The organism is Mycobacterium deserti, from assembly GCF_025345615.1.
Taxonomy (GTDB): Bacteria; Actinomycetota; Actinomycetes; order Mycobacteriales; family Mycobacteriaceae; genus Mycobacterium; species Mycobacterium deserti.
This window is the reverse complement of record NZ_JAODWD010000002.1, coordinates 974,729-988,555: the sequence shown is the minus strand read 5'-3', so window position 1 is coordinate 988,555 and position 13,827 is coordinate 974,729. Positions and strand designations below refer to the sequence as shown.

General features: G+C 66.0%; 12 protein-coding genes and 1 pseudogene. 7 read left to right on the top strand and 6 right to left on the bottom strand.

Annotated elements, in window-relative coordinates; all coding sequences use genetic code 11:
* Position 1 precedes the first annotated feature (1 nt).
* Positions 2-766: a sulfate transporter gene (locus N4S67_RS10950; RefSeq protein ID WP_260992962.1), complete on the bottom strand. Its 765-nt coding sequence runs from the start codon at positions 764-766 to the stop codon at positions 2-4.
* A gap of 408 nt (positions 767-1,174) precedes the next feature.
* Here N4S67_RS10950 and N4S67_RS10945 point away from each other — a divergent pair, with 408 nt between their 5' ends.
* The gene (locus N4S67_RS10945) at positions 1,175-1,939 is read left to right on the top strand and encodes a fructosamine kinase family protein (protein WP_260992961.1); all 765 of its coding nucleotides are present in this window, start codon (positions 1,175-1,177) and stop codon (positions 1,937-1,939) included.
* Between the two features lie 288 nt (positions 1,940-2,227).
* Positions 2,228-4,648, top strand: coding sequence for an ATPase (locus N4S67_RS10940; protein WP_260992960.1), 2,421 nt, complete (start codon positions 2,228-2,230; stop codon positions 4,646-4,648).
* Here N4S67_RS10940 and N4S67_RS10935 read toward each other — a convergent pair.
* Positions 4,645-5,754 carry a phosphodiester glycosidase family protein gene (locus tag N4S67_RS10935; RefSeq protein WP_260993080.1) on the bottom strand — a complete coding sequence of 370 codons (1,110 nt, stop codon included), beginning with the start codon at positions 5,752-5,754 and terminating at the stop codon, positions 4,645-4,647. The two genes, N4S67_RS10940 and N4S67_RS10935, sit on opposite strands and share 4 nt — an antisense overlap.
* A gap of 140 nt (positions 5,755-5,894) precedes the next feature.
* Here N4S67_RS10935 and N4S67_RS10930 point away from each other — a divergent pair, with 140 nt between their 5' ends.
* Entirely contained in the window at positions 5,895-6,191 is a 297-nt protein-coding gene (locus tag N4S67_RS10930) for a GlsB/YeaQ/YmgE family stress response membrane protein (protein WP_260992959.1), read from the top strand.
* On the opposite strand, the gene N4S67_RS10925 is transcribed toward N4S67_RS10930, so the two are convergent.
* Positions 6,188-7,507, bottom strand: coding sequence for a PQQ-dependent sugar dehydrogenase (locus N4S67_RS10925; protein WP_260992958.1), 1,320 nt, complete (start codon positions 7,505-7,507; stop codon positions 6,188-6,190). The genes N4S67_RS10930 and N4S67_RS10925 overlap by 4 nt on opposite strands.
* On the bottom strand, positions 7,485-8,246 hold the full coding sequence (locus N4S67_RS10920) for a pirin family protein (protein WP_260992957.1): 762 nt from the start codon (positions 8,244-8,246) through the stop codon (positions 7,485-7,487). The genes N4S67_RS10925 and N4S67_RS10920 overlap by 23 nt, the downstream gene beginning before the upstream one ends.
* Positions 8,247-8,313: 67 nt before the next feature.
* On the opposite strand from N4S67_RS10920, the gene N4S67_RS10915 reads away from it, so the two are divergent.
* Positions 8,314-8,778 carry a MarR family winged helix-turn-helix transcriptional regulator gene (locus N4S67_RS10915; RefSeq protein ID WP_260992956.1) on the top strand — a complete coding sequence of 155 codons (465 nt, stop codon included), beginning with the start codon at positions 8,314-8,316 and terminating at the stop codon, positions 8,776-8,778.
* Here N4S67_RS10915 and N4S67_RS10910 read toward each other — a convergent pair.
* Positions 8,753-9,877, bottom strand: a complete 1,125-nt coding sequence (locus N4S67_RS10910; protein ID WP_260992955.1) for an NDMA-dependent alcohol dehydrogenase — start codon at positions 9,875-9,877, stop codon at positions 8,753-8,755. The genes N4S67_RS10915 and N4S67_RS10910 overlap by 26 nt on opposite strands.
* Before the next feature lie 200 nt (positions 9,878-10,077).
* Here N4S67_RS10910 and N4S67_RS10905 point away from each other — a divergent pair.
* A pseudogene (locus N4S67_RS10905) lies at positions 10,078-10,983 on the top strand (DUF559 domain-containing protein).
* Here the strand turns inward: N4S67_RS10905 and N4S67_RS10900 are convergent.
* Complete coding sequence (locus N4S67_RS10900) at positions 10,980-11,978, bottom strand: sigma-70 family RNA polymerase sigma factor (RefSeq protein ID WP_260992954.1); 999 nt, start codon at positions 11,976-11,978, stop codon at positions 10,980-10,982. The pseudogene N4S67_RS10905 and the gene N4S67_RS10900 overlap by 4 nt on opposite strands.
* Positions 11,979-12,019: 41 nt before the next feature.
* Between N4S67_RS10900 and N4S67_RS10895 the strand changes: the two genes are divergently transcribed.
* Positions 12,020-12,859: an alpha/beta hydrolase gene (locus N4S67_RS10895; protein ID WP_260992953.1), complete on the top strand. Its 840-nt coding sequence runs from the start codon at positions 12,020-12,022 to the stop codon at positions 12,857-12,859.
* On the top strand, positions 12,847-13,827 hold the full coding sequence (locus N4S67_RS10890; RefSeq protein WP_390893332.1) for a hypothetical protein: 981 nt from the start codon (positions 12,847-12,849) through the stop codon (positions 13,825-13,827). Before N4S67_RS10895 ends, N4S67_RS10890 begins: the two co-directional genes overlap by 13 nt.

Here is a 13,827-nt window from a genome sequence, read left to right as displayed (position 1 = left end):
ATCAGTACTGCAGGTCCGTCTCCGGCTCGATCGTCGCCCACACCGTCTTGCCGGTCGTAGACGGCGCGCTGCCCCACGCGCGGCTCAAACCGGCGACGATTTCGAGACCGGACACGCGCCGTGCGAGCGCTGCCTCCCGAAGTAGCGCCGGGCGCGTGCATTCATCGTCGACCGCGATGGTCACCAGGCATCCGCTGCTCTCCACCCGCAGCGACGGTGTGCTGTCGGTGTGTGTGAGCGCATTGCGCACGAGTTCGACCGCAACCAGTTTGGCCGCGGTGATCAACTCGGGGTGTGACCACTCCCGAAGGCACTCGGTCACGAAGTCCTTGGCCTCGTCCAAGCTCGCCGGGTGCCGCAGCAGTTCGACATTGGCGCGACGGCGGACGCGGGTTCTCGCCTGAGTGCCGACCGCGTCGGCCGCGGTGTCGACGTCGGGATGAATGGGGGTACGGTGCCCGATCCCAGCCTGCCACAACCTTTCCCGACGAACTATGTTCGAACAGACCAGCAGGATGGGGACGTCTGGCCATTGGCTGACCTGCCACCACGCACTGGTGAAAACCGTGCATGCGGAAAGCTCCGGGATGCGTAGGGCGCTGACGTCCACGATCACCGCGGCGGGTTCGTCCAGGGCAGACTTGACAATGGAATCGCGCAACGGACGATACGTGTCGGAGTCGAGCAGGCCCTCGACGCTCAACACAGCGACGGCGCCATGGGCTCGCACAGCGATGCGCATCCGGCCGTGGTGGCCGACTGTCATGGGAGAACCACCGGCTCGCATACCTTTCGAGGGCAGGCCGCAGTCACGTGCGGGCACAACGGTCACGAATAGCGGGCCGCAGCGAATCTGCTGGAATGCCTCCTCTCGACATCCGCCGCCTCAGATCGCCACACGAACTCGGCCGCTATTACGACCTATGTCGGCGTCCGTCGACCGCACGTTACGGGTTTGAGCGGGTTCGGCCGGGAACGTAATATTTGCCTCCGCCACCCCGCTACGCTCGCGTTATGCCGTCGAACACCTCGCGTCGCGAGGCTGGGATGTGTTCGCCGGGGTCCGCGGCGAGCAGGAAGCGGAGGCGGTTGTCGCGTTGGATCCGCGGTCGGCGGGGCGATGGAGACGGTGAGTCCGGACGAGTGCTGCGGCGGGTAACCGGTCAGCCCTAGGATGCCGACCTACGTCAAGCGGAACCCCGACGCGCCCAAGGGCTTCTTCGCCTGCGAAGCCGCAGGGCTGCAATGGCTTTCGTCGGCGCATGGCGGAGTGCCGTGCGCGACGGTGATCGATCACGACGACGACAGCCTGACGCTGCAGCGCCTGACCACCGGGACACCGAGCAGGGAGGCGGCATACGAGTTCGGCCGGCGCCTGGCGAGCACCCACGACGCGGGGGCCGAGGCGTTCGGCGCGCCACCGGCGGGGTGGGCGGGGCCAGGATTCTTCGGGCCGCTGCACAACCCGCTGCCGATGCCGTTGACCGGTCATGAGACCTGGGGCGAGTTCTACGCCCGCGAGCGGTTGGAGCCGATGACGGCGCTGGCGGCCGGGCGATTGGGCAGCGCGGGCCGTGCTGTGGTCGAGGCGGTCATAGCCCGGTGCAAGGCCGGCGACTTCGACGACGGAGATTCGCCGGCCCGGCTGCACGGCGACTTGTGGAGCGGCAACGTGATGTGGACACCGGACGGCGTCGTGGTGATCGACCCGGCCGCGCACGGCGGGCACCGCGAAACGGACCTCGCGATGCTGGCGCTGTTCGGCTGCCCGTTCCTGGACGCGGTGACCGACGGATACCAGTCGCGTCGGCGGCTTCGGACAGGGTGGCGACAACGTGTCGGGCTGCACCAGCTCTATCCACTATTGGCGCATGTCGTGCTGTTCGGTGGCGGGTACGCTGAGCAGGCTACGGCCGCCGCTCGCGGCGCTCTCAGCTAACTACGGGTTGCACAGCTAAGTATCAGAAGGTCGCGGACCCCTCTGACAGGAGTGCCTCAGAGAGCACGTCACGGGCTTGCCGACCGCGCCGAAACTCGTAGCAGAGGGAAGTTCCAGCAAAAAAATTACATCCGCCTAGGTATGTTGCTGACGACCGGCTTCCGACGCTGCGCGTAGCCGATTCGACGAAAATGGAAATTTGCCAGTGATTCCTCGCCAACCAGGCTTCGAAAAATGTTACGGTCCCGTCAATCGAGTCAGCGGGGGCGACTGAAGGGACCAGGCAAAATGTCCGGCAAGCATCGTAACCGTAAGCAGCGCGTCGCGAAGTTCACGGCACTGGGCGCAGCAACCGCGACCGCAACCGCGTTGACCGTCGGCATCCCGCCCGAACCGAACCGTGAGTTGGACACCGAACTGACTCACCGGGTGATGAATGCGAATGTCGACCTGGCGGCTGCGGTGAACAACTGGCCGGACCCTGAGGACATCCCCGACCTGACCGCCGGCCTGGGCACGCTCGGTTACGACTTCTCGCAATTCGTCGCCGAGCTCCTCATCCGCGGTGTCGTCGAGAACCTCAACCTGAGCGCGCTCGCCCAGGCGACGGGTCTGGATCTCGAGAGCCTCATCGAAGGTCTGGTGGGCAGTCCGGACGCCCTGCTCGCCGACCTCTTGAACGGCGTTCTCGGCGAGCTCCCGATCGACCTCTCGCCGTTGCTCGGCGAGTTCGACCCCCTCTCAGGGGGTGTCCTCCTGTCCGTTCTGCAGTTGCTCGGCATCACCAATGCCGAAGGCGAGACCAGCCTGCTCAAACTGCTGGGACTCGTCGGTCTCGACCTCAGCGATCCGCTGAACCTGGCGAACCTCAATGTCGACGGGCTGAACGTCATCACTGCGGGTCCCGCGTTCACTCTGCTCAAGCTGCTGGGAGTCGACTTGGGCTGGGTGCCCTCGCTGCCCAACGCGGTCGCCAACGAGATCAACGAGACCGAATACCTCCGCGTGGACGTCGGCGCGCTGCTCAACAATCTGCTCGAAGACCTGGTCGGCGACGTCGGGCCCGTCGATCCGCTGGTGGGGCTGCTGCAAGGGGTGTTGCAGAATCTCGACGAGGGTCTGCCCGACGTCGTCAATCTGCGGGTGCCCGTCACTGTCGGCGTTGGACTGGGGGCGTTCGCCGCCGCAATGTCGTACAAGAAGGTGCTCGCCGATCTGGAGAACCAGCCCGGCGGCGGGACCTACACCGGCGACCCGCTGCTCGGCAGCATCACGATCCTGCCGATGTTGTTGCTGTTCAACCCCGCTCGGCCGAACGGCGGCGCATTCGCGCGCTTCTATCCGCTGTTCAGGCTGCTCGGCATCGACACGGTCAATCCCGAGACGTTCGTCGAGAGTCGCGGCGGGCTGGGTCAATTGCCGCTCGGTCTGTCGCTTGGCGGCGCAAATCTGATTCCGATCCTCGCCGACATCGGTGTTCAGTACCATCCGTCGTCGGACCTCGCGGCGTGGCCCAACCCCGTCACACTCGCGAGCAACCTGATGGCCGCGCTCCTTCCGACCTACATCCTGCGCGGGGTCACGCTCGACACGGTCCCCGACCAACTGCAGCAGCAAGTGTTGGATGCGCTCGAGAACCTCGTCGGTGGCAAGCTCGGACTGAACCTGTATCTCACCCTGCCGACCGCGACGCAGCCGCTTCTCGAACCTCTGTATCTGCTGTCGGATCTGACGAGCATCGCGACTCTCGGGATGGGTTCGGTCAACCCGTTCGGGATGCTCGCCAATGCCCTCGCACCGGCGGTCGAAGCGCTCACGAACCTCGGCTACACCGACGTCGTGCGTAACCCCGACGGTACCTACACCAGAACGCTTGACGAGGCCGCAGACCCGACGCCGTTCTTCTCGTTCCCGTCGGGCATCAACCCCGTCCAGGTCATCCCCGACGTCATCAATCTGTTGGTCAAGGGATTCCAAAAGGAGTTCTTCAGCGGCAACCCGACAGCAGTGGGACCGAACGTCATCACCAACCTGCTCGGCGTGCTCACCGGCGGAGGTCTGCTCGGCCCGCTGGGGAACCTCGGCGGTCTGCTGCAGGGCATCATCGACAACCTGAACCTGCCGGCACTCACCCAGCCGCAGCAACAGAACGCGCTGATGGCGGCGACCGATGTGCCCGACGCAAACGCGCGTTCGTTCATGCTGTCGACCGACGACGACAAGAGCGCCGAAACGCCGGACGCGACAGCCGATCTCGGGGCTGGCGGCGAGCTGAACGAAGAGCAGCCGACCGGGGAAGAATTGCCGGAAGGACTGCCCGAAGAAGAGCCGGCGCCCGAAGAGACGGTCAACGAAGAGCCTGCCGAGGAAGTAGTTCTCGACGACGAAGAGGACGACGAGGAGCAGGGCGACGAGGAAGAGGTCGTCAACGAGGACCAGGGCGGCGACGAAGAGCAAGGCGACGAAGAAGAGCAAGGCGACGACGAAGAGCAGGACGAGAACAAGCTCGACGAGAAGAAGGACGATCCGACCGGGCCCCGGCACGCCAAGCCGGGCGATGACGCGCCGCCTCCGCAGTCGACCAATTCGCCGCGGCACGCCAAGCCGGACAACGAGGCGCCGAACACCAAGGGCGCCAACGGCAATGACAACGACAACGCCGGTGGCGACTCGAACAACAACGATGGCTCGTCGGCCAAGGCTGCCTAGTTGAACGCGAGCCAGCTCGGCAGGGCACGCTCCCGCGAGTCGCACAGGACCTGACGGGTATCACAAGACCCGCGCGGCACACCGGCGCCGGCCCACATCCCGCCGGTGTCGCGGCGCAGGACTATCGACGACGATCCGCCGCCGTCGAGAAGCACCGCGGCGTCGCTGCCGAGTCCCCGGAAAAGATCCTGCATCTGATCCGGGGTGTAACTGCCGCCCTGGAACACGTACATCTCGTCCTTGCTCTTGGCGTAGGCGATCGCCGTGCGGGCGGCACTCGGACCGCCGTCATTGAGTTGCCCGGTATCACCCGGGGCTAACAACCCGATGCCGGCCACCGCGACGAATCGGCTGCCCTCGCCGACGAGACGCTCGATCACCGGAGAGGCTGCGTCGTAGTCATCCGGGTTCTTCGGCGCCACCACGAACGGTGCTCCGCCTACCGGCAGGATCATCGTCGAGAGCGCCTTCCAGTGTTCGTTGCCCCCCGACAGCCCCTGCTTGCCCGCATAAGCGAGTTTTCCCGTGACGGCGGTGTTCGTCCGGCCGGCGCCGCGGGTGTTGTCGACGTAAGCGCCCAGCGGCGAACTGCATCCGGTGGACTTCCACGAGCCGCCGCGTTGGCCACGGACATCGAAGAAGTTGGCGTTGATGGCGATGGTCGGCTGGCCGAGCGCCTGCCAGGCCTGCAGCGGAGTGAAGATCTCCGACGCCTGCCACAGCCCCTCGCCGGTGCGTGCCCGCGGGTCTCGCTCGCAGCGGGCCTGAAAACCGTTGTGGGAGTCGACGAGCAACCGAGGCGCAAGCCGCGTCGACGCGGCCTTGATGATCATCAGGTGCCCGCCGCTGTTCAGCTCGTACCAGTTGCCGGCCGCATTGAGCAGTGGTGCGGGGTGGCCACTGCCGAAGTTGTAAACCAGATAAGACCCGCGGGTGGTGGCGATGGCGGTGGCGAGGAGTTCGCGGGCGCTGGCGCCGTGAGCGGTCGGGACCCCGGCGGTGGTCGACAGGACGCCGCACAGCAGCAGCGCCGCGGCGGAAGCCGCGAACCGCCGGAAGTTTGCGGCTGACTTCGACACGGGTGCCCCTCTGAAAATTGCTGGGATAAGACAACATTAGCCACAGCAGCAACACTGTCAACTTTGGTAACGATCTGGCGACGGTTCGATATCGGCCTCGCTGCGTGTGAATTTGAGGCTCGAAGCGGGTAACCCGCGGGCGTTAGGCCAACTCAAAGGGAGCAGAAATGATCGGAACCATTCTTACCGCGCTGGTCGTCGGCCTGATCGTCGGCGCACTCGCGCGCCTCATCATGCCGGGCAAGCAGAACATCGGCGTGATCATGACGATCATCCTCGGCGCGCTCGGATCCTTGATCGGATCTTGGCTGACGTACCAACTCGGGTACTCGAACTCCAACGGCGGGTTCGAGATCATTCCGTTCCTCGTCGGCGTCATCGTCGCGATCCTGCTGATCGCGATCTACGTCGGCATCACCGGCCGCCGCGGTGCGACGCGCGGCGCGGCCGGACCAGGCCGCTAACGGCCTGGCGGCGCCAGTCGATAGACGGCGTCCGCGTAGTCGTCGGTGATGTATACGGCGCCGTCCGGTCCCGCAACTGCGGCGACCGGGCGGCCCCACCGCGTCCCGTCGTCGGCCTGGAACCCGCCGACGAGGGTCTGCTGAACGCCCAAACCACCCTTAGTCCAACCGAAGAACGACACCTCCGGTGCCTGCGGGGGTTCTCGGTTCCATGACCCGTGAACCCCGACGAGCGCCCCGGTGGCATATGGCGCGGGGAGCACGCCGTCGGTGAAGCTCATCCCGAGCGGGGCGGAGTGTGCGGCCATGCTCTGCTCGATCGGCGGCAGCGACGCGCAATCGAGGAGGTTGCCGTCGGGGTTGGTCTGCACGTCGCGGATCATTGGCAGATCCGCAGGTCCGCCGTCGGGATTGCAATACGGCCAACCCAATTCGCGTCCGGGCGTCAATCGGGCGATCGACTCCGGCGGGTGCTCGTCGACATACTCGGGATCGACCTCACCCGTCGTCGGATCGGCCACATTGTCGCGGTTGTTGACCGCCGTCCACACCGAGCCGTCCGGAGCGATCGCCAGGCCCGTGCCGTTGCGCACTCCCGTCGCGAACGGTGCAGCCGGCCCGCCGCCAGGCGGCACCCGCATGATCGTCGCGCGAGGCGGAGTGGCGTCGCGGTCCTCGGCCGAGACGTTGCCCGTCGATCCGATGGAGAAGTACACGGCGCCGTCCGGACCGACTGCCACGCTCTTCAAAGCGTGTGAGTAGGCGCCGCGCAAGTCCGGGCTCTTCGCGTCGGGCAAGCCGGGCGCGACAGTGCTCCGGTTCTCGGCCCTACCTTCGGCGTAGTCGTACGCGTCGACCTGGTCGCTTTCGGCCACATAGAGGGTGTTGCCGACGAATGTCAGGCCGTGGGGTTGGTCGAGACCGTCGAGCAGGGTCGTCTGACGTGGACCGCCGTCGCCCGGTTGCAGGCGCACGATCTCGCCGGTGCTCGGCAGGGAGATCAGCAGCGCACCGTCAGGCGTCCACGCCGCCAATCGGGTCTTGGGAACGCGCGCCCACACCGACAGCGTCCAGCCCGACGGCACCAGCGCCTCACGCGGCCGGTCGAACGGCGCCTGCGCCAATTGAGGATTCACGCGTACAGGGACTGGAGCGAGCCCGGCGGTCGGTTCGGTCGTCGGCGCCGCTGAGGCCGGCTGGGTGCTGGAACGTGTTTCCGAAGAAGGCGTCGATTCGGTCGAGGTCGAGCAGGCCGCGAGCAGTGCGACGCCTCCGATAGCCAGCGCGATTCGGCTATGCCGCAGCGATATCCGCATGCATCTCCCAGATCAGGATCTCGGCAGGCTCGGTAGCGGTGACCCGCTGGCCACCCGAGGCGGTGAACCGCACCGCGTCGCCCTCATGGAGAACGCCGGCACCTTCGAGCGTGACCTGGCCACGAGGGACGAACAGGTGAAGGTATGGCGCGGAGGGCAATTCGATGCTGTCACCGGACTCCATCCTGGCACCGTGCAGAGCGGCGTAACGGTTGCGGATGGCGATCGCGGACTGCCCTTCGTGTTCGGGCATGCCGGAGGCAATGGTCACCAGACCACCGCGGAGCAACTCGTCGTCGATTTCCAACTGTTGATATCCGGGGTCGATGCCGGCTTCGTCGGGCACCACCCACATCTGCACGAAATGGACCGGCTCGCTGTGGGACTGCTCGCCGGTCAGCGTCCAGGAGTCGTTCTTCTCGGAGTGCAGAATGCCCCGACCTGCCGACATCCGTTGCGCCAGACCGGGATAGATCACTCCGGAGTGACCGGTTGAGTCCTGGTGCACCAGCGACCCGCGAAGCACCCAGGTGACGATCTCCATGTCGCGGTGCGGATGGGTCTCGAAACCTGCGCCGGGTCGGACGACGTCGTCGTTGTTCACCAACAGCAGGCCGTGGTGGGTGTTGCCGGGATCGTAGTGGCTGCCGAACGAGAACGAGTGCTTGGAGTCGAGCCAGGAGATGTTCGTCTTCGCGCGGTCGGCGGCACGTCGGATGTCGACGGTCTCGGTGGTCATGCCGGTCCTCTCGTTCGTCGCCAGCCTAGGTGGGTGGCACTGGACACGACAACATAGATGATGTGTCATGTATTCCGTGTGGCTGACCAACGAACAGCAGCGGGTGTGGCGGCGGTATTTGGCGATGGTGTCGCAATTGCAGGGCGCGATGCACCGCCAACTCCAACAGGACTGTGAACTGTCGCTGGCCGACTACGACGTGCTCGTCGCACTGTCGGAGCGCGGTCCGATGCGGATCGGCGAACTGGGGGAGGCCCTGGCGTGGGAGCAGAGCCGGTTGTCGCACCAGCTGAGGCGAATGCGCGGCCGCGGTCTCATCGACCGACACGGCCGCGACGATGACCGCCGCAGTGCCATCGTCGAGATCACCGATGGCGGCCGCCAAGCCATCGCCACGGCCGCGCCCGGTCACGTCGAGCTGGTCCGCAGCACGGTGTTCGACGGGCTGTCACCGACGCAGTTGGCGGCGTTCGGATCGGTGGTCGACACCGTTCTGGAGCGGCTGGCTACCAGTCCGAGTCGTCGAACGTGATGACCCCGCGAATGTTCCTGCCCTCGAGCATGTCCACGTAGCCGTCGTTGATGTCCTCGAGCCGATAGGTCCTGGTCACCATGTCGTCGATGTTGAGCAGACCCGACTTGTAAAGGCCGACGAGCTTCGGCGTTTCGACATGTGAGCTGCCACCGCCAAAGATGTTGCCCTTCAGTGTCTTCTGCAACATGGTGAACAGAAACAGGTTGAGCTTGACGTCGGTGTCCATCATCGAGCCCATGCCTGTCACCACGCAGGTACCGGTCTTGGTGGTCAGGGTCATCGCCTCTTCGATGTACTCGCCCTTCATGTGCCCGACGGCGATGATCGTCTTGTCGGCCATGACGCCGTGGGTGAGGTCGATGACGGGGGCGATGGCCTCGGCCATCGACGGGTAGACGTGGGTGGCGCCGAACTTGATGGCCTGGTCGCGCTTCCACTCGTTCGGGTCGATCGCGACGACGTTCTTCGCGCCGGAGATCACCGCGCCCTGCAGCGCGCTCATGCCGATCCCGCCGACGCCGACGATCACGACCGTCTCGCCGGGCTGCACCTCGGCGACGTTGGTGGCGGAGCCGAAACCAGTCGGCACGGCGCAACCCATGATCGCCGCGGTCTCGAACGGAATGTCGTCGTCGATCTTGACGACGGAGTCCTTGTGCACGGTCATGTACGGGGCGAAGGTGCCCAGGAGGTTCATCGGCGACACCTCGGTGGTGCCGGCGTGCACACGCGAGGTGCCGTCGGCGATCGCCTTGCCGCCGAGCAGCACCGCGCCGCGGTCGCACAGCGAGCGGTAGCCCTTCAGGCACGACGGGCACTGGCCGCAGGAGGGGATGAAGGCGAGGATGACGTGGTCGCCCTCGTTGAGGCCGGTGACGTTGCGGCCGACCTTGGTGACGACGCCTGCGCCCTCGTGACCGCCGAGGGCGGGCAGCCCGATCGGGGTGGCGCCGGTGGTCAGGTGGTAGTCGGAGTGGCACATGCCCGCGGCGTGCACGCGGATTTGCACCTCATCGTCGACGGGGTCGCCGATGTCGATCTCGTCGATGCGAAACGGCGAGTTGAGCTCCCACAGCAGAGCGCCCTTGGTCTTCATGAGGGGCGATCATAGAACACGTTCTAGAACGACAGCCAACCTAGCCCTTGAGCTGGCCATTTAAGCCTCACACCTCATCGTCGAGTGGCCAGATATCCGGCACATTGCGCGCGATAACCGGTGACAATTGGCCACTCGACCCTGTGGATAACCTCCCGTCGAGCGGCGGATCTGTCGTCCTGCGCCGACATCGTGCATGCATGCCAGTACAGCCACTGCCGTTCCTCGGCACCGAAGCGATCGCCGGCGGAGCGCTGACCCCGCACACCCTCATCGCGAGGAACCAACGGGTTTATCGCAACGTCTACTTCCCGGCCGGCGCCGAACTGACCGCCCAGACACGGGCAGTCGCTGCGTGGCTCTGGTCGAATCGCCAAGCGACGGTTGCGGGCGTGTCCGCGGCAGCATTGCATGGATCGAATTGAATCGATGCCCGGTTGCCAGCCGAGCTGTACCGCCGTAACGGAAAAAGGGTCGACGGCATCGTGATCCATCGAGATGAACTCCGCGACGACGAAGTGACGCGGCGACGAGGCATCGGGGTCACGACGCCCGCACGCACGGTCTTCGACCTCGGCCGCCGACGCGGACGGGTGCGCGCCGTCATCCGCGTTGACGCACTCGCGAACGCGACGAGTTTGACTTCCAGTGATGTATGGCCGCTCGTCGATCGGCATCGAGGAGTACGGGGACTCGTCCAACTGCGCGAGGTGCTGGGCCTGATGGATGGTGGATCTGAGTCACCCCAGGAGACGCGTACGCGGCTGGTGCTCGTCGATGCAGGCCTGCCGCGCCCGAAAACGCAGATCTGTGTCGGACGGTGGCGCCTCGACATGGGCTACGAGGAATTCAAGGTCGCAGTCGAGTATGACGGGGAACAACACTGGACGAGGTCCGACATCCGCGCGCGAGACATCGACCGGCATGCCGATCTGTTGGCCCGCGGATGGACGATCGTTCGCGTCAGCGCCGACATGCTGCGGTACCGGCCGCATGTGATCGTCGCTCGGACGTGTCAGGCATTGCGGGCTGCTGGTGCCGAGTGGCCAGTTATAGCAGGACTTCTCGAGATACTGGCCGCTAAGTGGCCACTCGGCAGGGGTTAGAGGGTGTCGGGCAGGCCGAACTTCGCGAACGAGTCCATGTGGAACGCGACGACATGGCCGATGCCGTTCGGCGTTACGGCCAGCACATGCATCTGGAACGGCTCGTGCACACCGGTCTCGCGGTTGAGCATGTACATCGCTCCCGCAGGCTGGCCGTTGGCCGTGGTGGGGAGCAGCCGCATGTCGCCCGGCGCCTCGGCGGGGCAATGCGTCTTCGACAGCTTCACGATGTTCTCCGGGCCTTGGTACCAGCCGTCGAACGGCGGCATCTCCCACACCGCCTCGGCGGTGAACAACTCGACCAGCTTGTCCATGTCGTAGGTCTCGAACGCCGCGATGTAGCGGGTCAGCAGATCCTGCGCCTCGGGCGACTCCGGCGGCCGCAGCTGGTCGTCCTCGCTCGGGTGCACCGCGTCGAGCTGCGCCCGCGCCCGCTGCAGCAGGCTGTTGACCGCGGCCGTCGACGTGCCGATGGCGTCGGCGACCTCGGCGGCCTTCCACTGCAGTACCTCACGCATGACCAGTACCGCACGCTGTCGCGGCGACAGATGCTGCAGCGCGGCGACGAACGCCAACCGAACCGACTCGCGAGATCCGACGATGGTCGACGGATCGTTGGAATCGTCGGGAAGTGGCTCCAGCCACGGCACCTCGTCACGGGCGACGATGTCGTCGATCGGATCCGAACTCGGTGCGCCCAGCCCCGTCGGCAGGGGCCGGCGCTGGCGGCCCTCCAACGACGTCAGGCAGGTGTTGGTGGCGATGCGATACAGCCATGTCCGCAGCGACGACTGGCCCTTGAACCCGCCGTAGGCCTTCCACGCCCGCAGGTAGGTCTCTTGCACGAGGTCTTCGGCGTCGTGCAGCGACCCCGTCATCCGGTAGCAGTGGGCAAGCAGTTCGCGCCTGTGCGGTTCTGCCTGCAGCAGGAACTCGTCATCGGTTTCGTGCGCCAGGACCGTCACGCCGCCGAGCTTAGCCACTACCTGTGACAACCGGCACCGATGAATTCATGTCAGCCCGCTAGTCTCCCTTCGTGGCCACGACCCGCAGCGAACACAGCTTCGACGGCGTCGGCGGTGTGCGCATCGTCTACGACGTCTGGACACCGGACTCGACGCCGCGCGGCGTGGTCGTGCTCTGCCACGGATACGCCGAGCATGCCCGCCGCTACGACCATGTCGCGCAGCGCTTCGGTGAATCCGGCTTGCTCACTTACGCGTTGGATCTGCGCGGTCATGGCCGGTCCGGTGGCAAACGGGTATACCTGCGCCACATCTCCGAATACACCGGCGATTTCCACACCCTCGTCGGCATCGCCGCGGCCGAGCATCCCGATCTGAGGCTCATTGTGCTCGGTCACAGCATGGGCGGCGGCGTCGTCTTCGCCTACGGCGCCGAGCACCCCGGCGACTACACGGCGATGGTGCTGTCCGGCCCGGCGGTCTACGCGCAAGACGCGGTCTCGTCGTTCATGATCTCGGTGGCCAAGGTTGTCGGTAGCGTCCTGCCCGGTCTGCCCGTGGAGAAACTCCCGACCGATGCGGTCTCCCGCGACCCCGATGTGGTGGCCGCCTACAACGCCGACCCGATGGTGCATCACGGCAAGCTTCCCGCGGGCATCGCCAAAGCGCTGCTGAACGTCGGCGAGACGATGCCGCAACGCGCCGCCGCGCTGACCGCGCCGCTGTTGGTCGTGCATGGCGAGAAGGACGTCCTGATACCGGTCGCCGGCAGCCACCGCCTGATGGAGTGTGCGCGTTCCGACGACGCCCACCTCAAGGTCTATCCCGAGCTCTACCACGAAGTCTTCAACGAGCCGGAGAAGGAACTGGTGCTCGACGACGTCACATCGTGGATCGAATCCAAGCTGTGAAAGTCGTTGCCGCACTGCTGGTTGCGTTGTTTACGCTGCTGACCGCCTGCTCCTCTTCCGAGGAACGCTGGACCGACGAGGACGTCACCTTCGAGGCCGAGGGGCTGACAATCCACGGCACCTATCGCCACGAAGACGGCGCCGCACCGAGCCCCGCCGCGCTGCTGATCTCCGAAAGCGGCAACACCGACCGCAACGGCGACAACGCTGTGGCAGGACCGGTTGGCAATATGCGTCAGCTCGCTGAGCTCCTGTCGGACCGCGGAGTGGCCAGCCTGCGCTACGACAAGGTCGGCACCGGCAAGACCGGCCTCGGCCCGTATGCGCTGCGGCCCGCCGAGGTCGGCAGCGCCGTCTACACCGGCGGCGCCCGGGCGGCAGTGCGCTTCCTCGCCGACCAGGCCGCGACAGACAAGGACCGGATCTCTGTCTACGCCCTCGGTGAGGGCACCATCCACGCGATGACCCTGGCGACTGAGACGCCAAAGATCCACTCGCTGGGCCTGTTTCAGCCGTTGCCTGGGCGATACCTGGACATCATCACCAGCCGCGTGCGCGCAAACGCCAGCCCGGAGGCGCTGGCGTCGTGGCTCGCGGCCGTCAACCAGGTGCGCACCGCGGGCACCGTGCCACCGAACCTGCCCGAGGGCCTGGGCGCGCTGCTGAACCCCGGCAACGTCAAGGCCGTCGTCGAGGCCGACAAGATCGATCCGCTCACGCTGGCCGCGAGGATCCCCGCCGACACACCCGTGTTGCTGACGTGTTCGGACGCCGACGGCCAGGCCAAGTGCGACACCGAGAAGCCGCTGATCGACGCGCTCAAGCACACCGCTCTGACAGTCGTCGAGTTGAAGGGTGTGAACCACGTCCTGCGCGACGATCCCACCGACAACGTCGCCAACTACAGCAAGCAGGATCCGCTTTCTCCACAGGTCGTCACCGCGCTCGACGGATTTGTCACGAAGTAG